General features: G+C 71.4%; 19 protein-coding genes. 5 read left to right on the top strand and 14 right to left on the bottom strand.

All coding sequences use genetic code 11. From position 1 onward, the window contains the following. Nucleotides 1-4 precede the first annotated feature (4 nt). From N4G63_RS04410 to N4G63_RS04385, 6 genes are all read right to left on the bottom strand, one after another. Nucleotides 5-754 (bottom strand): lysophospholipid acyltransferase family protein, encoded by a 750-nt coding sequence (locus tag N4G63_RS04410; RefSeq protein WP_260790349.1) that lies wholly within the window; start codon nt 752-754, stop codon nt 5-7. Between the two features lie 70 nt (nt 755-824). Continuing rightward, a complete protein-coding gene (locus N4G63_RS04405) occupies nt 825-2,141 on the bottom strand; it encodes a dihydroorotase (RefSeq protein ID WP_260790348.1) in 1,317 nt (438 codons plus the stop codon). 73 nt (nt 2,142-2,214) lie between these two features. Then, the gene (locus N4G63_RS04400; RefSeq protein WP_260790347.1) at nt 2,215-3,177 is read right to left on the bottom strand and encodes an aspartate carbamoyltransferase catalytic subunit; all 963 of its coding nucleotides are present in this window, start codon (nt 3,175-3,177) and stop codon (nt 2,215-2,217) included. Between the two features lie 135 nt (nt 3,178-3,312). Beyond that, nucleotides 3,313-3,819 (bottom strand): bifunctional pyr operon transcriptional regulator/uracil phosphoribosyltransferase PyrR, encoded by a 507-nt coding sequence (gene pyrR, locus N4G63_RS04395; protein WP_314599390.1) that lies wholly within the window; start codon nt 3,817-3,819, stop codon nt 3,313-3,315. Next, nucleotides 3,816-4,244 (bottom strand): Holliday junction resolvase RuvX, encoded by a 429-nt coding sequence (gene ruvX, locus N4G63_RS04390; protein WP_260790346.1) that lies wholly within the window; start codon nt 4,242-4,244, stop codon nt 3,816-3,818. The genes pyrR and ruvX overlap by 4 nt, the downstream gene beginning before the upstream one ends. Before the next feature lie 17 nt (nt 4,245-4,261). Beyond that, nucleotides 4,262-4,837 (bottom strand): YqgE/AlgH family protein, encoded by a 576-nt coding sequence (locus tag N4G63_RS04385; protein WP_314599389.1) that lies wholly within the window; start codon nt 4,835-4,837, stop codon nt 4,262-4,264. Nucleotides 4,838-4,871: 34 nt separating this feature from the next. Here N4G63_RS04385 and N4G63_RS04380 point away from each other — a divergent pair, with 34 nt between their 5' ends. Continuing rightward, nucleotides 4,872-6,425: a cryptochrome/photolyase family protein gene (locus N4G63_RS04380; protein ID WP_260790345.1), complete on the top strand. Its 1,554-nt coding sequence runs from the start codon at nt 4,872-4,874 to the stop codon at nt 6,423-6,425. A 54-nt stretch (nt 6,426-6,479) separates the two neighbouring features. Here the strand turns inward: N4G63_RS04380 and N4G63_RS04375 are convergent, their stop codons facing one another. The 6 genes from N4G63_RS04375 to N4G63_RS04350 all read right to left on the bottom strand — a co-directional run bounded on the left by N4G63_RS04375 (nt 6,480) and on the right by N4G63_RS04350 (nt 17,363). Continuing rightward, the gene (locus N4G63_RS04375) at nt 6,480-13,277 is read right to left on the bottom strand and encodes a hybrid sensor histidine kinase/response regulator (protein ID WP_314599388.1); all 6,798 of its coding nucleotides are present in this window, start codon (nt 13,275-13,277) and stop codon (nt 6,480-6,482) included. A 19-nt stretch (nt 13,278-13,296) separates the two neighbouring features. Next, nucleotides 13,297-15,645 carry a methyl-accepting chemotaxis protein gene (locus N4G63_RS04370; RefSeq protein ID WP_260790342.1) on the bottom strand — a complete coding sequence of 783 codons (2,349 nt, stop codon included), beginning with the start codon at nt 15,643-15,645 and terminating at the stop codon, nt 13,297-13,299. A gap of 76 nt (nt 15,646-15,721) precedes the next feature. After that, nucleotides 15,722-16,249 carry a chemotaxis protein CheW gene (locus N4G63_RS04365; protein WP_260790341.1) on the bottom strand — a complete coding sequence of 176 codons (528 nt, stop codon included), beginning with the start codon at nt 16,247-16,249 and terminating at the stop codon, nt 15,722-15,724. Nucleotides 16,250-16,279: 30 nt separating this feature from the next. Beyond that, complete coding sequence (locus N4G63_RS04360) at nt 16,280-16,645, bottom strand: response regulator (RefSeq protein WP_260790340.1); 366 nt, start codon at nt 16,643-16,645, stop codon at nt 16,280-16,282. 35 nt (nt 16,646-16,680) lie between these two features. Then, nucleotides 16,681-17,136: a response regulator gene (locus tag N4G63_RS04355; protein WP_443112001.1), complete on the bottom strand. Its 456-nt coding sequence runs from the start codon at nt 17,134-17,136 to the stop codon at nt 16,681-16,683. 74 nt (nt 17,137-17,210) lie between these two features. Continuing rightward, a complete protein-coding gene (locus N4G63_RS04350) occupies nt 17,211-17,363 on the bottom strand; it encodes a rubredoxin (protein WP_260790645.1) in 153 nt (50 codons plus the stop codon). 186 nt (nt 17,364-17,549) lie between these two features. Here N4G63_RS04350 and thiD point away from each other — a divergent pair, with 186 nt between their 5' ends. From thiD to N4G63_RS04335, 3 genes are read left to right on the top strand one after another with little or no spacing between them, the layout of a single operon-like run. Further along, on the top strand, nt 17,550-18,581 hold the full coding sequence (gene thiD / locus N4G63_RS04345) for a bifunctional hydroxymethylpyrimidine kinase/phosphomethylpyrimidine kinase (protein ID WP_260790339.1): 1,032 nt from the start codon (nt 17,550-17,552) through the stop codon (nt 18,579-18,581). Nucleotides 18,582-18,606: 25 nt separating this feature from the next. After that, nucleotides 18,607-19,917, top strand: a complete 1,311-nt coding sequence (hemL, locus tag N4G63_RS04340; RefSeq protein ID WP_260790338.1) for a glutamate-1-semialdehyde 2,1-aminomutase — start codon at nt 18,607-18,609, stop codon at nt 19,915-19,917. Then, nucleotides 19,914-20,750, top strand: coding sequence for a D-hexose-6-phosphate mutarotase (locus N4G63_RS04335; RefSeq protein WP_260790337.1), 837 nt, complete (start codon nt 19,914-19,916; stop codon nt 20,748-20,750). The genes hemL and N4G63_RS04335 overlap by 4 nt, the downstream gene beginning before the upstream one ends. 27 nt (nt 20,751-20,777) lie before the next feature. On the opposite strand, the gene N4G63_RS04330 is transcribed toward N4G63_RS04335, so the two are convergent. Together N4G63_RS04330 and N4G63_RS04325 are read right to left on the bottom strand one after the other, a co-directional pair. Continuing rightward, nucleotides 20,778-21,257 (bottom strand): DUF6152 family protein, encoded by a 480-nt coding sequence (locus tag N4G63_RS04330; protein ID WP_260790336.1) that lies wholly within the window; start codon nt 21,255-21,257, stop codon nt 20,778-20,780. Between the two features lie 31 nt (nt 21,258-21,288). Further along, on the bottom strand, nt 21,289-21,708 hold the full coding sequence (locus tag N4G63_RS04325) for a hypothetical protein (protein ID WP_260790335.1): 420 nt from the start codon (nt 21,706-21,708) through the stop codon (nt 21,289-21,291). A 72-nt stretch (nt 21,709-21,780) separates the two neighbouring features. On the opposite strand from N4G63_RS04325, the gene mpl reads away from it, so the two are divergent. Next, entirely contained in the window at nt 21,781-23,154 is a 1,374-nt protein-coding gene (gene mpl, locus N4G63_RS04320; protein WP_260790334.1) for a UDP-N-acetylmuramate:L-alanyl-gamma-D-glutamyl-meso-diaminopimelate ligase, read from the top strand. Nucleotides 23,155-23,230 lie beyond the last annotated feature (76 nt).

Here is a 23,230-nt window from a genome sequence, read left to right as displayed (position 1 = left end):
GATGCTACCCGGCGGCCGAGCGCGCCAGATGATCCGAGATCAGGCCGCGCAGGTGCTCGGCCAGCGCACGGCGGTCGGCATGGGCCGTGGCCTGCGCGGGCAGCAGATTGACCTGCACCTGCAGGCCGCGCGCGCTGGCGATGCGCCAGATGCTCTGGGCCAGCGTGGTCTCGCCGATGTACTGCGCCGCGGTGCTGAAGGCCTCACCCGGCTGCAGATACCGCAGTGTCGCCGGCTGGATGGGCGTGGCCGTGGCGATCGCCGCCTGCAGCAGGTTGGCATGAAAGGGCAGCAGCTCGGGCCCCGGGCCGGTGGTGCCCTCGGGAAACACCGCCACCGTGCCGCCGGCCTGCAGGGCCTCGGCCATGGCGTGCACCACGCGCAGTGCGTCGCGCTTGCGTTCGCGCTCGATGAACAGCGTGCCGGCCCCGGCCACCAGCCAGCCCACCAGCGGCCAGTGCCTCACATCGGCCTTGGACACGAAGCGCGCCTGCGGCACCGCAGCGTGCAGCGCCGCGATGTCCAGCCACGACACATGGTTGGCGATCAGCAGCGTGGCGCCGGGCCGCGCCTGGCCGCTCACCTGAACCGTCAGGCCCAGCACGCGCAGCAGGCCGCGCGACCAGTGGCCGATGTGCGCATGGCGCCGGGCCTCGGGCAGCCGCGGAAACAGCAGCCCCACCAGCAGCAGGCCCTGCAGCACATGCAGCAGCACGCGCAACGCGCGCCACGACGCCAGAGCGGCGCGGGTCATGGCCGCCCCAGGCCCGGCGGGCACGCCGGCCGATCCCCCGAGGGGACAGCCGGCCCGGCGCTCGGCCCGCTCACGCTGCGCCGGCGGCTTCGTAGGCCACGGTGCCGGCCACCAGGGTGGCGCGCACCCGGCCCGGCAGCGCGGTGCCGCTGGTCTCGAAGGCGAAGGGCGTGTGCTTGCCCTGGCTCTTGAGCAGGCGCGGCTCGGCCGTCCACACCGCGGCGGGGTCGAACACGCAGACATCGGCCACGCCGCCATCGGTGAGCCGGCCGGCCGAGGAGCTGAGCGAGCCCAGCGCCTCGCCCAGCACGCGCACCGGGTCGCAGGTGATGCGCGCCAGCGCGGTGGCCAGCGGCAAGCCGGCGTCGGCGCCCCACTTGAGCGCCAGGCTCAGCAGCAGCTCCAGCCCGGTGGCGCCGGGCTCGGCCTCGCCGAAGGGGATGTTCTTCTCGTCGGCGTCCACCGGCGTGTGGTCGGACACCAGCGCGTCCAGCGTGCCATCGGCCAGCGCAGCGCGCAGCGCATTGCGGTCAGCACCCTGGCGCAGCGGCGGCGTCAGGCGCATCGCCGGGTTGAAGAAGCCGATGTCCACATCGGTCAGGTGCAGGCTGTTGATGCTGACATCGGCCGTCACCGGCAGGCCCTCGGCCTTGGCCGCGCGCACCAGGGCCACGCCGGCCGCGCTGGACAGGCGGCACAGGTGCACCCGCGCACCGGTGGCCCGCACCAGCTCGAGGATGGTGAGCAGCGCAATCGTCTCGGCCGCCACCGGCACGCCGCTCAGGCCCAGGCGCGTGGCCACCGCGCCGCTGGCCGCCACGCCCTTGCCCAGCCAGCCGTCCTGCGGCCGCAGCCACACCGTGTAGCCAAAGGTGGCGGCGTACTGCAGCGCGCGCTGCAGCACCTGGGTGTCCTTTACCGGCACCTCGGCCTGGCTGAAGCCGACGCAGCCGCTCTCGGTCAACTCGGCCATCTCGGTGAGCACCTCGCCGGCCAGGCCGCGGGTGAGCGCGCCCAGCGGGAACAGCCGGCACAGACTGAGCTTGCGCGCGCGGAACTTGAGCATGTCCACCAGGCCCGGCTCGTCGAGCGCGGGGTCGGTGTCGGGCGGGCACACCAGGCTGGTGACGCCACCGGCCGCGGCGGCGTTCAGCTCGCTCTCCAGCATGCCTTCGTGCTCGTGGCCCGGCTCGCGCAGGCGCGCGGCCAGATCCACCAGGCCCGGCGCCACGATGCAGCCACGCGCATCGATCACGCGGTTGGCCTGGAACTCGGGCCGCGGCGCACCGATGGCCACGATGCGCCCGGCGGCGATGGCCAGATCGGCCACCTCGTCGCGGCCCGATGCCGGGTCGATCACCCGGCCGCCTTGGATCAGGATCTTCATGCGTGCCTCCGCCGAGCCGCCTCAAGGAGGCACACCCCCTCGGGGGGCGACGAACGATAGTGAGTCAGGGGGCTCATGCCTCATTCCCGGCAATGATGGACATCACGGCCATGCGCACGGCGATGCCGAAGGTCACCTGCGGCAGGATCACGCTGTGCGTGCCGTCGGCCACCGACGAGTCGATCTCCACGCCGCGGTTGATCGGGCCCGGGTGCATCACGATGGCATCGGGCTTGGCCAGTGCCAGCTTGTCGTCGGTGAGGCCGTAGTTCTTGAAGAACTCGCCGGCACTCGGCAGCATGGCGCCGCTCATGCGCTCGTTTTGCAGGCGCAGCATGATGATCACGTCGGCCCCGCGAATGCCCTCGGCCATGTCGTGGCACACCCGCACACCCATGTCGCGCAGATCGCCCGGCACCAGGGTCTTGGGGCCCACGGCGCGGATGTCGGGCACACCCAGCGTGGTGAGGGCATGGATGTCCGAGCGCGCCACGCGGCTGTGCACGATGTCGCCGACGATGGCCACACTCAGCTGGGTGAAGTCCTTCTTGAAGTGCCGGATCGTGTACATGTCCAGCAGGCCCTGGGTGGGGTGGGCGTGGCGGCCATCGCCGGCGTTGACCACATGCACATGCGGCGCGCAGTGCTGGGCGATCAGGTAGGGCGCGCCGCTCTCGCTGTGGCGCACCACAAACATGTCGGCATGCATCGCGCTGAGGTTGGCGATGGTGTCGAGCAGGCTCTCGCCCTTGGCCGCGCTGCTCTTGGCGATGTCGAGGTTGATGACGTCGGCGGACAGCCGCTTGGCCGCGATCTCGAAGGTGGTGCGGGTGCGCGTGCTGTTCTCGAAGAACAGGTTGAACACGCTCTTGCCGCGCAGCAGCGGCACCTTCTTGACCTCGCGGTCGTTGACGCTGAGAAAGGTGCCGGCGGTGTCGAGGATGTTGCTCACCACATCGCGCGGCAGGCCCTCGATGGACAGCAGGTGGATCAGCTCGCCGTTGCGGTTGAGCTGCGGATTGCGCTTATTGAGCATCTCTGTTCTCCATGCTGCCAAGCGGCACCCACGTCGCATGAATCGGTCGCAACCCAGCGACCGCCGCGGAACCGGCTTCGCCGGGCCGCTGGCGGTGCCCCCTGGAGGGAGGTGCCGAAGGCGCTTCGGGGCGGGTCATGTCACCTCGCCTTCGATCGAGAACGTGAAGCGGCCGTCGGCACCGCGCGCCAGCGCCAGCTTCTGCGAGGCCGGCAGCGCCAGCTTGGCCGCGGCATAGGCGGCGGCGATGGGCAGCTGGCGGCCGCCGCGGTCCACCAGCACCGCCAGCGTGACGCTGGCCGGGCGGCCAAAGTCGAACAGCTCGTTGATCACCGCGCGGATGGTGCGGCCGGTGTAGAGCACGTCGTCGAGCAGCAGGATGTGGGCGCCGTCCACCGCATACGGGATCTTGGTGGCATCGGTGCCGCTGGCCAGGCCGCGGGCGCCGAAGTCGTCGCGGTGCAGCGCGCTGCTGATCACGCCGGGCCTGGCGGCCAGGCCCAGGTCGGCGGCCAGGCGCTCGGCCAGCCAGGCGCCGCCCGACCACACGCCCAGCAGCAGGGTGTCGGGCCGCATCAGCGGGCGCACGCCGGTGCGCAGTTCGGCATACAGCGCCTCGGCATCGAGGGTCAGGGTGCTCATTCGGTGTCGCTGCCTTGCGAGGTGGAAGGGGTGGGCATCGGGTTCAGGTACTGGTCGAGGATCACGGCGGCCGAGGCGGCATCCACATCGGCGGCGCCGGCGGCGATGGCCTCGACCGTGGTGTAGCGCTCGTCGACCTCGTGCACCGGCAGGCGAAAGCGGCCGTGCAGCTGGCGCGCAAAGCGCTGCGCGCGCTGGGTGTTCTCGTGCGGGGCGCCGTCGGGGTGGCGGGGCACGCCCACCACCAGGGCGTCGGGGCGCCATTCGGCGATCAGCGCGCCGATCCTGGCGAAACGCGCGTCGCCCTCGGCGGCGATGGTGGCCAGCGCACTGGCGCGGCCGATCACCGTGTTGCCGGTGGCCACGCCCACGCGCTTGGTGCCGAAGTCGAAAGCCAGGTACTGCAGGTTGCGGGGCGGCGACATCGTGGCAGGGCCTGCCTTCACGCGTGCCCCGCCTCTTGCGACAGCATCAGCGGATCAAAGCCCAGCAGGGCCACGGCGCGCTCGTAACGCTTGTCGATCGGCGCCTCGAAGAGGATCTCGGGGCAGGCATCCACGGTGAGCCAGCCGTTGCGGCCCAGCTCTTCCTCCAGCTGCCCGGCCGCCCAGCCGCTGTAGCCCAGCGTGACCAGCATGCGCCGCGGGCCGGCGCCATGGGCCATGTCCTCGAGCACGTCCTTGCTGGTGGTCATCTCCAGGCCGCCGGGGATGGCCAGCGTGGAGCTGTAGGGTTCGGCACCGCTGCGCTGCTCGTGCAGCACGAAACCACGCTCGGTCTGCACCGGCCCGCCAAAAAACACCGGCTGCTCGGCCAGCGCCGGCTGGTGCAGCTCGATCTCGACCTTCTCGAACAGGTTCTTCAGCTTGATGTCGATGGGCTTGTTGATCACCAGGCCCAGCGCACCCTTCTCGGTGTGCTCGCACAGGTAGACCACGGCGCCCGCAAACGTATCGTCGGCCATGCCGGGCATGGCGATCAGGAACTGGTTCGCAAGGTTCAGGCGGTCCGCAGACATGGCGGGGATTCTAAGTTGCGCCACACTCCTGCCCGTGACCACCGCCCCCCACGCTCACCCACCCCAGCCCGACCTGCCACGCGCGCTGGTGTGGTTTCGCCGCGACCTGCGCGTTGACGACCACGCCGCGCTGTACCACGCGCTCACCCAGGCGCGGCAGGTGTATTGCGCCTTCGTGTTCGACCGCAGCATCCTCGATGCCCTGCAAGCCGCGGGCCGCCAGGCCGACCGCCGTGTGGAGTTCATCCGCGACAGCCTGGTGGATCTGGACGCCCAGCTGCGCGCGCTGGGCCAGGCGCATGGTGTCGAGGGCGCCGGCCTGATCGTGCGCCACGGCCATGCCGACACCGAACTGCCCGCACTGGCCGCCGAGCTGGGCGTGCAGGCTGTCTACTGCGCCCACGACGACGAACCCGCCGCGCTGACCCGTGACGCCAAGGTGCGCGGCCGCCTGGCCGATGCCGGCATCGTGCTGCACACGGCCAAGGACGTGACCGTGTTCGAGCGCAGCGAGGTGCTCACCGCCACCGGCAGCCCGTATGGCGTGTTCACGCCCTACAAGAACGCCTGGCTGAAGAAGCTGGGCGCCGCCGGCCACCCGCGTGGCGACGGCTTCTACCTGCGCCCCTACCCGGTGGCCCGCCATGCCCGCCACCTGGCGCCGCGCCCGCCGGCCCTGGCGCTGGCGGTGCCCACGCTGGCCGACATCGGCTTTTTGCCGACCAATCTGCACCAGCTGAAGCTGCCCACCGGCAGCACCGGCGCGCTGGAGCTGCTGGACGATTTTCTCGAGCAGCGCATCGACGGCTACCACGACGCGCGCGACTACCCGGCCGTGAAGGGCCCCAGCTACCTGAGCACGCACCTGCGCTTCGGCACGGTGTCGATCCGCCGCCTGGCGCGCGAGGCCTGGGACCGCATGCGCGGTGGCTCGCGCGGCGCCGAGGTGTGGCTCAGCGAGCTGATCTGGCGCGACTTCTACCACCAGGTGCTGCACCACCACCCGCGCGTGGTGGGCCACGCCTTCCGGCCCGAGTACGACGCCATCCGCTGGGAGCACGGCAAACAGGCCGAGGCGCTGTTTGCCGCCTGGTGCGAGGGCCGCACCGGCTACCCGCTGGTGGACGCCGCCATGGCCCAGCTCAACCAGACCGGCTACATGCACAACCGCCTGCGCATGGTGGTGGCCAGCTTTCTGACCAAGGACCTGGGGCTGGACTGGCGCCGCGGCGAGGCCTATTTCGCCATCCACCTGAACGACTTCGACCTGGCCGCCAACAACGGCGGCTGGCAGTGGGCGGCCTCCACCGGCTGCGATGCGCAGCCCTATTTCCGCATCTTCAACCCGGTCAGCCAGAGCGAGCGCTTCGACCCCGAGGGCCGCTTCATCCAGCGCTACCTGCCGCAGCTGGCACGGCTGGCACCCAAGCTGATCCATGCACCCTGGCAGGCGCGGCCGGTCGACCTGGCCGCCGCCGGCGTGGTGCTGGGCCGCGACTACCCGGCCCCCATCGTCGACCACGCCGCCGCGCGCGAGCAGACGCTGGCGCGCTTTGCGGTGGTGAAGTCACGCGCCATCGGCAGCTGATCGGCAGCGGATCGCGCGCGGCGCACCGGCCGCCGGCCGGGCGCAGCGCCGGGTTCAGGCCGCGGCTGCCACGCCGCTGCGCGCGTAGCGCGCCACCAGGGCCAGCAACTCGTCCTCGGCGTAAGGCTTGCCGAGGTAGTGGTTGACGCCCAGTTCGGCGGCGTAGTCGCGGTGCTTTTGCGCAATGCGCGAGGTGATCATGATCACCGGCAGGCGGGTCAGCTGCTCGTCGCTGCGCAGGTTGCGCACCAGGTCGAAGCCGTCCATGCGCGGCATTTCGATGTCGCTCAGGATCACCGATGGCAGCTCGCCGGTGAGCTTTTCCAGTGCGTCCAGACCATCCTTGGCCACCGTCACGCGGTAACCCTCGCGCTCGAGCAGGCGCTGGGTGACGCGGCGCACGGTGAGCGAATCGTCGACCACCAGCACCATCGGCGCCTGGGCCACCACCGGTGCCGGGCGCGCATCGGCCGCCGCGCGCCGGGCCTCGCGCTGCGACTCGGTGGCCTGTGCGCGGGCATGCTCGCCGTACAGCGTGGCCAGCGCCACCGGGTTGTAGATCGGCGCGGGCAGGCCCGAGGGCAGCAGCGTCATGCCCACCATGCCGGGCAGGCGTGCCAGCTGCGGGCCCAGGTGCTTGATGACCACTTCCTGGTTGCCCAGCACGTCGTCCACATGCAGCACGATGCGCTGGTCGGCACTGCGCACCACCACCGACTGGCCGCTGCGCCCGCCCAGCGTGCCGCGTGGCGAACCCTGCAACAGGCTGTCGAGCCAGAAGAACGGCAGCTCGCGTCCGGCGTGCGCGGCCAGGCCACGCTCGTAGGCCTGGGCCAGCTCGTCGGCCGGAATGCGCTTGACGGTCTCGACCAGCGTCGACGGCACGGCCACGGTGCGCTCACCGCAGCGCAGCATCACCACCTGCGTGACGGCGGTGGTGAGCGGCAGCACCAGCTTGAAGCTGGCGCCCTGGCCCGGCGCGCTGGCGGTCTCGATGCGCCCGCCCATGGCGTTGACATCGGTGCGCACCACGTCCATGCCCACGCCGCGGCCGGCCAGATCGGTCAGCGCGGCGGCGGTGGTGAAGCCGGGCTGGAACACCAGGTTGGCCAGCTCGCCATCGTCGGGCGTGGCGTCGGGTGCCAGCAGGCCGAGGGCCAGCGCGCGCTCGCGGATCTTGTCCAGGTGCAGGCCGCCGCCGTCGTCGCGCACATCCACCGCCACCTCGTTGCCGAGCTGGCTGACGGCGAGCGTGATCGTGCCCGTGGCGTCCTTGCCGGCGGCCGCGCGCTCGGCGGCAGGCTCGATGCCGTGCACCACGCTGTTGCGCAGCAGGTGCTCAAAGGCCGGGGTCATGCGGTCGAGCACGCCGCGGTCGATTTCGATCGAGCCGCCCACGATGTCCAGGCGCACCGGCTTGCCGGTCTCCTTGGCCGCCTGGCGCACCACGCGGTAAAGGCGCTCAGACAGGCCCTCGAACTCGACCATGCGCGTGCGCAGCAGGTCGTCCTGCATGTCGCGCGTCATGCGCGCCTGGTGGGCCAGCGCGTCTTCGGTCGACTGCAGCGTGCGCTGCAGGCCGCGCTGCACGGTGGCCACGTCGGACACCGACTCGACCATCATGCGCGTGAGTTCCTGGAAGCGCGTGAAGCGGTCCATCTCGAGCGGATCGAACTGCTGCGCGGCAGCGCGCGCCGCCTCGAGCCGGCTGCCGATCTGGCTTTCGGCCTGCAGCTCGATGTCGCGCAGCTGCGAGCGCAGGCGCTCCAGGTTTTCGTTCAGGTCGACCAGCGCGCCCTTGAACTGGCGCAGATCGGTTTCGATGCGGGTGCGCGAGAAGCTCACCTCGCCGGCCTGGTTGACCAGACGGTCGAGCAGCGGCACGCGCACCCGCACGCTGCCGTGCTGCGCCGCGGTGGCGGCACTGCTGCGGTCGGCCTGCGGCGCGGTGGCGGCCGACACGCCGGCTGCCTGGAACTGGCGCCAGTCGATGCGGCGCGAGGGCGCGCCCCCGGCGGCCGGGCCGACGCGCGGTGCCGGCGCGGGCATGGCCGCCGGCTGCACCGGCGCCACCGGCTGCCGCGCCACCGGCACCGCGGCCGGCAGCTCGGCCAGCAGGGCGGGCATGGTGAAGCGCGTGTCGAGCGACTCGTCGCTGCGGGCCACGCCGCGCAGCCGGTCGAAATGGGCCTCCAGCAGGTCGGTGTAGGCGATCAGCGGTTCGATGTCGGCGGCCGTGGCCGCGGCGCCGCGGGCGGCCTGGCGGGCCACCGCGCTCTCCAGCCGGTGGGCCATCTCGCCCAGGTGCATCGCGCCGGCCAGGCGCGAACTGCCCTTGAGGGTGTGCAGGCTGCGCATGCAGGCCGACGCGGCGGCACCATCGCCCGGGCGCTGGCTCCAGTCGCGCAGGCGGCCGTGCAGCTGCGGCAGCAGCTCCAGGCCTTCTTCGACGAACACCGGGAACAGCTCTTCGTCGAGCGAGTCGACGGCGTCGATCTCGTCGTCGAGGCCCGGGCCGGCATCGCGCAGCGGCGTGGCCACCGGCGCAGCCGCTTCGGGCAGGGCAGTGAAGGGCAGCAGGGCCGCACGGCCCAGCTCGGCCGGCACCACCGGCACCACCGTCGACGGCACCACCGGTGCCGGCATGGCGGCTTCGGCGACTTCTGCGACTTCGGCGATCGCGGGCGCGGCAGGCAGGTCGGGCAGGTCGGCGGCGACCGGCGCCACCGGCTGGGTGGCCGGTGCCAGCTCGGCCGGCGCGTCCTGGTCGGCCTGCGCCAGGGCCGGCAGTTCGCCCGGAGCGGTGGGCTCGGCGCCGTCCAGCGCGCCCAGGTCGGTGAGTGCCGGCTCGGGCGCGGCGTGGGCGGCGTCCTGCAGCTGCTGCAGCAGCTCGGCCTCGGGGGCGTTCAGGAAGCCGGCGGCAAACAGGTGCAGCAGGCGGCGGATCTCTTCGCCGCCGCGGGTGAACAGGGCGGCTTCGTCGGCATGGCCGTGGCCGCGGTCCTGGGCGCGCTCGAGCGCATGTTCCAGCGCACGCGCCAGCTGCGACAGATCGGCATAACCCACCGTGCCCGAGCTGCCGGCCAGCGAATGGGCCAGCGCCACCGCGGTTTCGCCCACCGGGCGGTGCAGCTCGTGCGACCACTCGGCCAGCTCCACGCCCAGGCGGCGCGACAGCTCGTCGGCCTCGTTGAGGTAGATGTTGAACAGCGGGATGCCGATGCGCAGCGGGCCGATCTGCTTGAAGGCCTCTTCGGGCTCGGCGGCCAGCACGGGTTCCGGCTCGGCCACGGGTGTGGGCTGGGGCGTGGCGGCCGGCTCGGCGGCCAGCGTGTCGAGGTCGAGCACCAGGTCGGGCACGGCATCGGGCGCGGGCAGCGGCAGCGTGGCGTCCATCGGCGCCGGCGGTTCCACCAGCACGTCGAGCGCCGGCCCGGCGGGCACGCCGGGCAGCGGCTGGGTCGGGGCCAGATCGGCCTCGGCAGGCAGCAGCAGGTCAGTCAGCTCGATGGCCTCGGCGGCGGCCACGGTCTCGATGGCCTCGATGGCCTCGGGGAGCGGCAACGGATCGGTCGCCGCGCCATTCAGCGCGTCGGCCGACGGCAGTGCCGCTGCGCCGCCGTCCAGCGATGCCAGGTCGAGATCGGGCAGGGTGAGCTCGATCGCCTCGGGCTGCGCCAGCGGGGCCGGCGCGGCGGCTTCCAGCGGCAGCAGGGGCGCGGCCGAGGTGTCGTCGTCGAGTGCGGGGGCCAGGCTGAAGTCGAGATCGGCGGCGGTGGGCAGGTCGGGCACGCGCTCGAGCAGGCCGGGCAGCGCGGCGGCCGGGGCCGGAGTCAGATCGGCCGGTTCGACAGCTGCCAGCCCCTCGCCGGCCATCAGGCCCAGATCGAAGGCCGGCAGCGGCAGGCCCGAGGGCAGGGGCGGCAGCGCCGTGGGTGCAGCGCCGGCGGCAGGGATGGCGGGCGCGGCAGGTGCCGTGGGCGCGGCAGGAGCAAGCGCCTGCGCTTCGGGCAGGGCCTCGGCCGGCGCGGGCAGCGTGGCATCGGCCACCGGCTCGGCCGGCAGCACGGCGCCCAGCGGCAGGCGGCGGTGGCTGATGCGCAGCGCATCGGCCGGATGGGCCACCACGTCGGGGTCGAAGGCCGAGGCATCCCCGGCAGTCAGCGCGCTGACCCAGTCACCGATGTAGGCCAGGGCCTCGGCGGTGAACTCGCGCAGGTCGGTGTCGGCGCCATGGTGTTCGGCCAGGCGCGTGTTGTAGAGCTGCTCGCAGGCCCACGAGGCCTCGCCGAAGCGGCGCAAGCCCACCATGCGGGCGCTGCCCTTCAGGGTGTGGAAGGCGCGCCGCACGGTGGTCATCGCGGCATGGTCGTCGTGGCGGATCTGCAGCGCCTGCAGGCCTTCGCCGGCCGACTGCAGCACCTCGGCAGCCTCTTCCAGGAAGATCTCCCGCATCTCGGGATCGTCTTCGAGGCCGCTGTCGACCAGCGGTGCCGCCGGCGGCATCGGCGCCGGCACGGTGGCGGCGTGGCCGGGCGGCTGCGCGGCCGGCGTGTCGCGGCGCGGCAGCTGGATGGTGGTGGCCTGGTCGTCGTCAAAGGCCGCCGCGCGCGGGATCTGCAGCGTGCGGTCATCGTCGCCCCAGGCCGACGGAAAGTGCGGCTGCGTGGCGCCCTGCCCTTCGTCGGCCGGCGTGGGCCGGCGCTCGAGCTGGATGGTCTTGGCCTCGTCGTCGAGGTGGCGGCGCGGCAGCTGGATGGTGCGCTCGTCGTCGATCTCGGTGGGCCGTTCCAGGCGCACGGTGGCGATGTCGGTGCCGCGGTCGAAGCGCAGGGTGCTGCCCACGTCGGCCGAGGTGGGATGCACGCCATGCGGCTGGGTGGGCGGCTCGTCCAGGTGCATCAGCGGCAGGCCCTGGCGGCCCTGCTCGGGATGCGCGGCGCGCTGCTGCACACGCGCCTGCTTGACCATGCGGTCGAAATCGAGCGTCACGGCCAGCGCGTCGGTGTCGCGCGGGGCCTGGCGCTGGGCCTGTTCATGGCGGGCATCGAGTTCGCCAAAGCCCGACGGCCGGTCTTCGCGGGCCATCACCGCCGACAGGCTGCCGGTGTGGACATCGAAGCGGAACAGCGACTTGGCCATCTGCGGCTGCACCGCCACCATGTCGATCAGGAAGCTCAGCGCGCCCAGGTTGTCGGCCAGGCGGTCGAAGGTGCCGGCCTCGATGGCGCGCTGCGGATCGACCTCGGTCTCGGCCAGCGCGGCCACGTCGTCGCGCATGCGCAGCACGGCCTGCGAGGCCTGGTCCAGGCCCAGCACCGACAGCACGCCACGCATCGAGCCCAGTTGCCCGGGCACCGGGATCAGCACCGAGCGCTGCGACGGATCGCGGAAGTACTGGTCGATGTTCTTCTCGACCTCGGACAGCGAGGCGCGCAGCTCGGCCACCACGCTGCCCATGGTCTGGCGGTCGGAGACGCGGCGGTACAGCTCCTCCATCCACAGCTCGAGCGTGCCGGGGTCGCGCTGCTGGCGCACCTGCTCGATGCGCTGGGACAGGCGGTGGATGCGCTGCACCAGCTCGGGATGATCGAAATCGGCGTCGTCGAGCGAAGCGTCGACGTACAGCAGCGCGGTGGCCACCTCCATCGCCAGCTCGGCCGGCGGCTCGGCGCCGCTGGCCAGGGTTTGCTGCACCGCGGCCTGCAGGGCCTGGCCCAGCACGCCGCCATCGGGGTACAGGCGCTGCAGCGAGTCGGCCACCAGCGTGAACTGCTCGGGCAGGCCCGGCAGGCGGGCCAGATCGCCACCAGCCACCGCCGACCACACCTCCTTGGCCGCCGCGACGCGCTTGCGCGCCTGCGACATCCAGGCCGGATCAAAGCGGCCCAGCCGGGCCACCGTGATGTCGACCGGCGGCGCATCGCGCAGGCCGTAGACCTCGCGCACTGCCGCCAGGCGCACACCCGGCCCGCCCGACATCGGCACGCCGGGTCGGGGCGCGGCCTGGCCGCAGAAATAGAGCAGGTCGTGCGCCAGGCGTTCGGCCGCCTCGGCGTCCTCGCCGGCACGCAGTTGCTTGAGCAGTTGCGAGCCCACCCGCTTGGAGTAGACATCCGGGCCCAGCAGGCCATCGGCCTGGGCCTCGTAGAAGCCGGCAGCCAGGCGCCACAGCGTGGCCAGCTGCTGGTGCGCGCGGTCATGCGGCGCGGCCTGCAGCGTGCCGGCGCCGATGGCCGCAAACACCTCGCTCATGCGCGCGGCCACGCTGGGCTGCGCACCGCGCATCAGCGCCAGCAGGTCGGATTCGACCTCGCCGATCGCACCGGCATCGGGGTGGCGCGGCAGCAGGCCGGCCTCGGCCGGCAGCAGGCGCCAGGTGAACGGCACCGGCCACAGGTCGGCCGGATGGATGCGGATGGCCCCGGCCAGCTCCTGCAGTGCCTTGTACTGCGGAAACAAGGCCAGCGGCGACACCGCCTTGCCGGCCAGCCGGCGGCCGATGTAGTCGAGCAGCGCGAACGAGCCGCGCTCGATGGTGTCCACCGCCGCCGGCGTGATCAGCCGGGTCTTGGCCGACAGCCGCTGCAGCGCCGCCTCGGCCGCGCGCAGCAGTTCGATGGCCGGACCCAGTGCCACCAGTTCGAGCACACCCACGCTCTGGTGCAGCTGGCTGCGCGCCTGGCGCAGCACGGCTGGATCGACGCGGTCGAGATCGCTGCCCTCGCCAGACTCTTTCAGGTAACGCCGCAGCGCCTTGTGCGCGGTGTCGAGCGAACGCCGCAGCTCGTCGTGCACCCACGACAGGGCACTGAGGTCGTCCTGGACAACCGGATCGCCGTTGAGCGCCATGCGCGAGCCCGCCTGCTGTTCAGCTGATCTTGAACCGTGCAACCGACTGCCGAAGCTCTTCGGCGGTCCGCGACAGTTCGCGCACCATCTGCGCGGTGGATCGGGTGCCTTCACCAGTCTGCTCGGTGACGGCGAAGATGTGCTGGATGTTGTTGGCCACCACGTTGGCCGAATCGGCCTCGCGCAGGGCCTGATCGGAAATGGCCTCGATCAGCTCGGCCAGCTGGCGCGTCACGCGGTCGATGTCGCCCAGCGCGGCGCCGGCCGCATCGGACAGCTGGGCCCCTTCCACCACGCCCTGCGTGCTGCGCGCCATGGCGCCCACCGCATCCTGGGTGTCGGCCTGAATGGTCTTGACCAGGGCCGCGATCTGCCGCGTGGCGTCGCCCGAGCGCTCGGCCAGTCGCTGCACTTCCTCGGCCACCACCGAGAAGCCGCGACCGGCCTCGCCGGCCGAAGCGGCCTGGATGGCGGCGTTGAGCGCCAGCACGTTGGTCTGCTCGGTGATGTCCGAGATCAGCTCGGTGATCTCGCCAATCTCCTGCGAGCTTTCACCCAGGCGCTTGATGCGCTTGGAGGTTTCCTGGATCTGGTCGCGGATGGAGTTCATGCCGCCGATCGAGTTCTGCACCGCGGCCAGGCCGGTCTCGGCGGCGCGCAGCGATTGCCGCGCCACATGTGCCGACTGCTGCGCCTGGGCCGACACCTCGTTGATGCGCTGGGCCATCTGCAGCACCGACTCGCCGGTCTCGCGGATCTCGCGCAGCTGCTCGTCCGACGCGGCCAGCAGCTCGGTGGAGGTGTCGTCCACGCGCTGCGTGGTCTCGGCCACCCGGGCCGCCGTGCCCTGCACCTGCGACACCAGGTTGCGCAGCTCTTCAACGGTGTAGTTCACCGAGTCGGCAATGGCACCGGTGATGTCTTCGGTGACGGTGGCCTGCTGGGTCAGGTCGCCCTCGGCCACCGACTGCAGCTCGTTCATCAGCCGCAGAATGGCCGCCTGGTTGGCGTCGTTGACGCGCTTGGCTTCCTGCTCCTGGCGCTCGGCCTCGAGGGCCTGGGCCTCGGCGATGCCGGCGCGCTGGGCCTGGTCGGTGACGAACAGGCGCAGGAAACCATACGCCGCCGCGGCGATCATCAGCACGCCCAGCAGCAGTGCGATGACGTGCACGGCGCGGAAGCCGCCGGCACTGGCCAGCGCGTCCTGCACCCCTTCGAGACCCTTGCGCAGCGGTTCGCTGTCCTTGATCACCGCGCCCTGGGCTTCACGCGCGCTGGACATGCCCTGCAGGTTGCTCAGGATGGCGCTGGCCTGGGTCTGGGTCTGGCCGAACTGGGTCTTCAGCTTGGCCAGCTGCTCACGGGCCTGCGGCTCCTTGGTGCCGGGCAGGCGCAGCTCGGCGTTGCCCTCGATCAGGCCGTCGACGATCTCGCGGAAGGTGTTCAGGTCCTTGCCGAGCAGAAACACCGCCTCGGGGCTGCCGCCTTCGGTGGTGAGGAACTCGTTGGCGCTCTTGCCGATGCGCTGGGTCAGCATCACCACCTGGCCCACGGCCGACAGCTCGGCCGCCGAGGCGCCCTGCTGCAGCTTGAGCGACGACACGGTCTCGGCGGTGTCGAGCAGGTCGACCGACTGGCGGTTGATCGCGCGCAGCGCCTCGCCCACCTGGGTCAGCGTCTTTTGCTGACCGAGCACGATGGTGGCGTTTTTCTCGGCGCGGTCGACCATCGGCATCAGCGGCGTCAGCTGGTCCAGCGCGGCACCCGAGACGGCCGAGATGCCGGTACCACCGTCCTTCAGCGCGCGGGCGTTGTTGGCCAGCACCGAGACGGCGTCCTTCACTTCGACGAAGGCCGGGGCGTTGCCCACCACCGCCTGCGACACCGCCTTGGCCAGGCGCTGCGACTGCATCAGCGAATGGCCGGTGGCCGCCACCTGGGCCGAGTTGCGGCTGGCCGAGGTGAGGGCAAACACGGTCGACAGCACCAGCAGCAGCAAGCCCACGCCCAGCACGATGGCCAGGATGCGCTGCTGCTCGGCCACCGGGCGCTGGCCGATCAGCGGCAGGCCCGCGGCGGCCGCGCCGGCACCGGCCACGGCGGCCAGGTTCTGACGCGAATCGCTGAAATCGCCACGGGCGTCGGACGGGGGCATCTCCGAGATGATGGCGCTGTCGGTCTCGGCCGGCACCAGGGTCGAGGCCACCGAGGGCGCCTCGAGCACCGAATCGCCCGGCTCGGCAGCGCGTCCCGCGGGCACCTGGCCAGCGTCCATCGCCGCCTGCAGCTCGTCGAAGTTGGCTGGCGCGTTGGCACCCCCCGCCTCGTCACCGCGCCGGTTGCCCTTGAGTTTGTCCAGGAAGCCCATTACATCCCTTTCCCTACTTGCTCGGCCGCGGCGCGGCTCACCTGGGCGGCGGCCAGCGCTCGCCCGGCTTGTCTTGTCAGCCAGCGATGGCCAGAAATTGCGGCTCGTGCGCCAGACCGGCCAGGCTGATCTCCTGCCACTCGCGTCCGGCTGCATCGCGCCAACGCGCCGGCGCAAAGGCCGGGCGCGATGCATTGTCATCAGTTTCTTCGGTGGCCTGCATGTCGGCCGCGTGACGCAAGCCCTCCAGCCGATCCACCAGCAGCGCGCCGTTGACGTTCAGCGCGGCATTGAAGGCCACCAGCCGTGCATGTTCGGGCAAGGGGCCACCGGCCTCGCGCAGCCCCAGGAACGAGGCCATGTCGACCACCGAGCACACACCGCCACGCAGGTTGACCACGCCGCTGAACCAGGGCTGGGTGTGCGGCACCGCCACCATGGTGCCGGTGTCGAAGATCTCGCCAGCCTCCTTCAGCGGAAACAGCAGGCCCTGGCCGCCGCAATCGACCGCCAGCCACGAAACGCCGGGCTGCTCGCTGCGCACCTGCTGCATGCGCTCGGCGAGGCGGGTCTGCAAAGCGCGCAGCGCATCCTTGTTGGCCATGTCGGGTGTGGGTTCCGGGGTGGGCGTGGGTCAGTCGAACTGGCGGATCTTGGCCAGCAGCTCTTCGGCCTTGACCGGCTTGACCACGTAGTCCTTGGCACCCTGGCGCAGGCCCCAGACCCGGTCGGTCTCCTGGTTCTTGCTGGTGCACATGATCACCGGCATGCCGGCATAACGCGGATCGCGCGTGATCGTGCGGGTGAGCTGGAAGCCGTTCTGCCCCGGCATCACCACGTCCATCAGGATCAGGTCGGGCTTTTCTTCGGCCAGGCGCCGCAGCGCCTCTTCGCCGGTCTCGGCGGTGCGCACGCGAAAACCTTCGCGGCGCAGCATCTCCGACAGAACGTGCAGTTCGGTCTTGGAGTCGTCGACGAGCAGGATGTTGTGCACTGGCATCGGATGATTCTCCCGGATCGTGCCCGCGCAGTCGCTCAGCGTTTGGGGGGGTCGGACGGCTCGACGCCGCCCGGGGCCGCGGCCGCCCGGCTGAACTGCTCGACCGCGCGCAGCAGCTGTTCCTTGGTGAAGGGTTTGGTCAGGTAGTCTTCCGAGCCGACCATGCGGCCACGCGCCTTGTCGAACAGCCCGTCCTTGGACGACAGCATGATCACCGGCACGCGGGCAAAGCGCGGGTTGCGCTTGATGATGGCGCAGGTCTGGTAGCCATCCAGGCGCGGCATCAGGATGTCGCAGAAGATCAGGTCGGGCGTGTTGTCGCTGACCTTGGCCAAGGCGTCGTAGCCATCCTCGGCCAGCACCACCTCGTGGCCGCCCTGCTTGAGGAATATCTCGGCCGAGCGCCGGATGGTGTTGCTGTCGTCGATGACCAGCACCCGGGTGCTGCCCCCGGACGACACCGAGGAAGGGGTGGGCAGAACGTCGTCCACGTCAGGCGATCCTCAGTTCGGGCAATGTGGCCGACTCGGGCGATGGGCAAGCATGGACGCCCCGTGGTGCACGGTCAGGCCGGCACCATCTCGAAGTCTTCCTTGCGGGCACCACACTCGGGGCAGGTCCAGTTCATGGGCACGTCTTCCCAGCGGGTTCCGGGGGCGATGCCATGCTCGGCGTCGCCCGCGGCCTCGTCGTAGATCCAGCCGCAGATGAGGCACATCCAGGTGCGCGGTTCAGTCACGTTGTCGGGCAGGTCACTACAATGAAGCTGGCATTGTAGCCACGGGTTCCCGCCCCCTTTCGTGCGGCCCGCAGCTCGCGCCCGAATTTCCTCTTCCTCCCGCCTGACGGGTTCCTGACGCGGCCAGCGCCGCGCCAGCCGTCAGACCCAACGGACCCGCCATCGATGACCTCCCGCCCCCCTCCCGGCCAAGCGCCCGGCACCGCCGCCGGCGCCCCTGGCGCCGACCAGGCCGCCGAGCCCGGCGACGAAGCGCTGCAGGAGGCGCCCGCGCCGGCCTGCGTGCTGAGCTTCAACGTGGCCGACCCCAGCGGCGCCGGCGGCAGCGCCGGTGATGTGGCCACGCTGGCGGCCATGGGCGCGCATGCGCTGCCGATCACCTGCGGCGTCCTGATGCGCGACTCGGCCGAGATCTTCGACCACCATCCGATCGACGCCGACGTCGTCACCGAGCAGGCGCGCACCATCCTCGAAGACATCACCGTGGCCGGCTGGAAGGTCGGCTTCCTGGGCAGCGCCGAAGGCGTCAGCGCGGTGGCCGAGGTGCTGTCCGACTACCCCGATGTGCCGCTGGTCTCGTACCTGCCCAACCTGGGCTGGCTTGATGAAGACCAGGCCCAGCCCTACCACGAGGCCTTTCGCGACCTGATCCTGCCGGCCACCGAGCTGCTGGTGGGCAGCCACAAGACGCTGACCGACTTTCTGCTGCCCGACTGGGACAGCGAGCGCCCGCCCTCGGCGCGCGAGCTGGCGGTGGCCGCCGGCGAACGCGGCACGCGTTATGTGCTGGTGACCGGCATCATGCTGCCGAGCAAGGGCACCGAGCAGTACATCGACAACGTGCTGGCCTCGCCGCAGGGCGCGATCACCGGCGAGAAGTTCGAGATGTTCGACACCGCCTTCGTTGGTGCCGGCGACACCCTGAGCGCCGCGCTGGCCGCGCTGCTGGCCTCGGGCACCGAGCTGCAGGCTGCCGTTGGCGAGGCCCTGGCCTTCATGGACCAGACCCTCGATTCGGGCTTCCGCCCGGGCATGGGCGGTGTGGTGCCCGACCGCTTCTTCTGGGCCCTGCCCCCGGCCGAGGAGGGCGCCGAAGGCGAAGCCGGCGCACCGGCTGCGGCCGCCGCGCCAGCCGCCAGCGCCGCCGAGCCGGCCGAACCCAAGGCCGCCAAGCCGCCGCCGCGGCGCATGCACTGAGCGCCCACCGATCCGTTCCTTCGTGATGACCACCAGCAACCAAGCCCTGTTCGAACGCGCCCAGCGCGTCATTCCCGGCGGCGTGAACTCGCCCGTGCGCGCCTTTCGCGCCGTGGGCGGCACGCCGCGCTTCATTGCCCGCGCGCATGGCGCCTACATGTGGGACGCCGAGGGCCAGCGCCTGATCGACTACATCGGCTCCTGGGGCCCGATGATCCTGGGCCATGGCCATCCGGCCGTGCTCGAGGCGGTGCAGAAGGCCGCACTGGAGGGCTTCAGCTTCGGCGCGCCCACCGAGCGCGAGGTCGAGCTGGCCGAGGCCATCATCGCGCTGGTGCCCAGCATCGAGCAAGTGCGGCTGGTGAGCAGCGGCACCGAGGCCGGCATGAGCGCCATCCGCCTGGCGCGCGGCGCCACCGGCCGCAGCAAGATCATCAAGTTCGAGGGCTGCTACCACGGCCATGCCGACGCGCTGCTGGTGAAGGCCGGCTCGGGCCTGGCCACCTTTGGCCACCCCACCAGCGCCGGCGTGCCGGCCGAGGTGGTGCAGCACACGCTGGTGCTCGAGTACAACAACCTCGAGCAGATCGAGGCGGCATTTGCCGCCCATGGCGCCGAGATCGCCTGCGTGATGATCGAGCCGATCGCCGGCAACATGAATTTCGTGCGTGCGCAGGTGCCCTTTGTGCAACGCATTCACGCGCTGTGCAAGCAGCATGGCGCGCTGTTTGTCTTTGACGAGGTGATGACCGGCTTTCGCGTTGCGCTCGGCAGCGCGCAAAGCCTGTACGCCCAGGCCATTCCCGGCTTTGCGCCCGACATCAGCGTGTTCGGCAAGGTCATCGGCGGCGGCATGCCGCTGGCGGCCTTTGGCACCACGCGCGAGATCATGAAGCACCTGGCGCCGCTGGGCCCGGTGTACCAGGCCGGCACGCTGAGCGGCAACCCGGTGGCCACCGCCTGCGGCCTGGCCACGCTGACCGAAATCGCCAAGCCCGGCTTCTACGAGGCGCTGGCCGCCAAGACCCAGAGCCTGGTGGCGGGCCTGACCCGTGCCGCGCAGGCGGCTGACATCCCGTTCTGCGGTGACAGCCAGGGCGGCATGTTCGGCTTCTTCTTCTTCGACAGCCTGCCGCAGCACTACAACGCGGTGATGGCCACCGACAAGGCGCGCTTCAACCGCTTTTTCCACGGCATGCTCGACCGGGGCGTGTACCTGGCCCCGGCGCTGTACGAGGCCGGCTTTGTGAGCGCGGCGCACACCGAGGCCGACATCGCCGCCACCGTGGCGGCGGCGGCCGAGGCCTTTGCCGACCTGCACAAGGCGGCCCCATGATCGAGCCGGTGACCGTGCTCGGCCAGCCGGCCATGTGCCTGGTGTCGCCCGATGGCGCGCAGGCCATCGTGCTGCTGCATGGCGCACACATCGTGTCGTGGATTCCGGCCGGCGACGAAGAGCGCCTGTACCTCTCGCCCGAGGCCGTGGCCGGCCCCGGCCAGGCGGTGCGTGGCGGCATTCCGGTGTGCTTTCCGCAGTTTGCGGCGCGCGGGCCGCTGCCGCGGCACGGCTTTGCCCGCACCACCCCCTGGCAGTGGGCCGAAGGCGTGCAGCGCGGCGGCGCAGCCATCGGCGTGCTCAGGCTGGTGAGCGACGAGGCCACGCGCGCGCTGTGGCCGCATGACTTCGAGGCCGAGCTGACCCTGGTGGTGTCGGGCAAGCAGCTGGATGTGGAGCTGGCCGTCACCAACACCGGCAGCAGCAGCTTCGAGTTCAGCACCGCGCTGCACACCTACCTGCGCATCGACGACCTGCTGAAGGCGCGACTGCACGGCGTGCACGACCTGGTCTACGAGGACATGGTCAACGACGGCGAGCGCTGCCACCAGGAGTTCGACCCGATCGGCTTTGTGGGCGAGATCGACCGCGTGTACTGCGAAGTGCAGCACCCGTTCCAGCTGGCCAGCGGCTTCGGCAGGCTGCAGATCGATCAGGAAGGCCTGCCCGACACCGTGGTGTGGAACCCCGGCCCTGACAAGGCCGCCGAGCTGTCGGACCTGCCCGACGAAGACTGGCAGCACTTCCTGTGCGTGGAGGCGGCGGCCATCGACACGCCGGTGCTGCTGGCGCCCGGCGCCGAATGGGCCGGCCGCCAGGGCCTGCTGGCCTGAGCGGCTTTGTGCCGCGCGGGCCGGCACTCAGGCCGGTGACGAGCGCAGGCCGTAGGCCTTGCCGGCCAGCCACAGGTATTCGGCCCGCAGCACCGCGTCGCCCTTTTCGTCGGCGAAGCCAAAACCCAGCACCGCCAGCGCCTGGCCGGCGGTGATCTCGGGCACGCCCCAGGCCTGCAGGCGCGTCAGCGGCGCCAGCTCGATCTGCCACAGCCGGTCACCACGCCGCGGCAGGCGCGTGGCAGCCAGCAGGGCCTTGCCGTCCACCGGCGCGGTCTGCGCCGGCAATGCCCGCGTGGCCAGGTCGGCCGGCAGGGCCGGCGTGGCCGCCAGCTCCAGCTGCAGCTCGGCATGCGGGTTCTTCCAGCTCACCTTCTGCGCCCGGCCTTCCAGCCACAGCGGCCGGGTCTGGTCGAAGCTGCTCCAGCCATGGTGGGCCCGTGCAGCGGGCCAGGCCCACAGCGCGGGGGCGGCCAGCAGCAGCTGGCGGCGTTGCAGGGCGTTCATCGGATCACTCCCGGGGTTTGGCGCGAAGGCCTCAAACGTAGCCGAGCCAGCGGCCGAGCACGATGACCACCAGCCATCCCCCCAGCGACAGCGCGGTCTGCAGCCGCGCCCAGGCATCGGGGTGCTGCAGCGCGCCGCGCGCATGAAACACCGCCGCATTGCAGCCCAGCACGGCGATCAGCAGCATCTTCAGCGTGAACAGGCGCTGGCCCAGCAGTTCAACCGCCTGGCCGGCAAACATCAGCAGGCCGCTGGCGGCGGCCAGCCCGAAACCCGCCAGCGTGACCGGCAGCGCCAGGCCCGCCAGTGCGGGCAGCGGCAGCGCGCGGCCCAGGCCCCACACGCGCAGCTCCAGCAGCACCAGGCTGCCCAGCAGCAGGCCGATGCCGTTGATGTGCAGCACCTCCAGCGCCGGGTAGGCCCAGGGGTGCGAGACGATCCAGCCGAACATCGGCCGATTGTGCGCGGCGGCCCGCCGCACGGCCATCGGCGGTGCCGGGCACCCGCTGCCTAGAATGGCCGCATGCACATCCATATCCTGGGCATTTGCGGCACCTTCATGGGCGGCATGGCCGCCATCGCCCGCGAAGCCGGCCACCGCGTCACCGGCTGCGATGCCAACGTCTACCCGCCGATGAGCGACCAGCTGCGCGCACTCGGCATCGAGCTGATCGAGGGCTTTGGCGCCGAGCAGCTGGCGCTGCAGCCCGACCTGTTCGTGATCGGCAACGTGGTCACGCGGGGCAACGCGCTGATGGAGGCGGTGCTCGATGCCGGCGCGCCTTACATCAGCGGCCCGCAATGGCTGGCCGAGAACGTGCTGCGGCAGCCCGGCCGGCCACGCCATGTGCTGGCCGTGGCCGGCACGCATGGCAAGACCACCACCACCTCGATGTTGGCCTGGATCCTGGAGCAGGCGGGGCTCCAGCCCGGCTTCCTGGTGGGCGGCGTGCCGCTGAACTTTGGCGTGTCGGCACGCCTGGGCGCGGGCGAGACCTTCGTCATCGAGGCCGACGAGTACGACACCGCGTTTTTCGACAAGCGCAGCAAGTTCGTGCACTACCGGCCGCGCACCGCCATCCTCAACAACCTCGAGTACGACCACGCCGACATCTTTGCCGACCTTGGCGCCATCGAGACCCAGTTCCACCACCTGGTGCGCACCGTGCCGGGCAAGGGCCGGCTGGTGGTCAACATCCGCGAAGAGTCGCTCAACCGCGTGCTGGCGCGCGGCTGCTGGAGCGAGGTGCAGCGCTTTGGCGCCCGCAAGGAAGAGCCCGGCGCGTTGCGTGCCCGCGGCGAGCCGCATGCCTTTGACGTGCTGCGCGGCAGCCTGAAGATCGCGCGGGTTGAATGGGGCCTGCTGGGCGAGCACAACCAGCTCAACGCGCTGGCCGCCATCGGCGCGGCCGAGCACGTGGGCGTGGCCCCCGAGGTGGCCGCCGCGGCGCTGGCCAGCTTCGAGAACGTGCGGCGGCGGCTCGAGCTGAAGGGCGAGGTGCCGCGCGGTGGCGGTGTGGTGCGGGTCTACGACGACTTTGCCCACCACCCCACGGCGATGCGCACCACGGTCAACGGCCTGCGCCGCAAGGTCGGGCTCGAGCGCATCCTGGCGGTGTTCGAGCCGCGCAGCAACACCATGAAGCAGGGCAGCATGAAGGCCCAGCTGCCCTGGAGCCTGGAAGAAGCCGACCTGGCCTTCTGTCTGCAGGGCAACTACGGCTGGAGCGCCGCCGAGGCCCTGGCGCCGATGGGCCCCCAGGCCGTGGTGAGCGACGATATCGACAAGCTGGTGGCGCAGATCGTGCGTGCCGCCAAGCCCGGCGACCATGTGCTGGTGATGAGCAACGGCGGCTTTGGCGGCATCCACGACAAGCTGCTGAAGGCACTGGCGTGAACTCGCCCCGAAGCACCGCCGGCGGCGGCCGCTGGGGTGCGCCTCATTCGTGCGACGCACGCGCCACTGGCCAGCA

Source organism: Aquabacterium sp. OR-4 (genome assembly GCF_025290835.2).
GTDB lineage: Bacteria > Pseudomonadota > Gammaproteobacteria > Burkholderiales > Burkholderiaceae_C > Pseudaquabacterium.
This window is presented reverse-complemented; position numbering and strand designations above follow the sequence as displayed.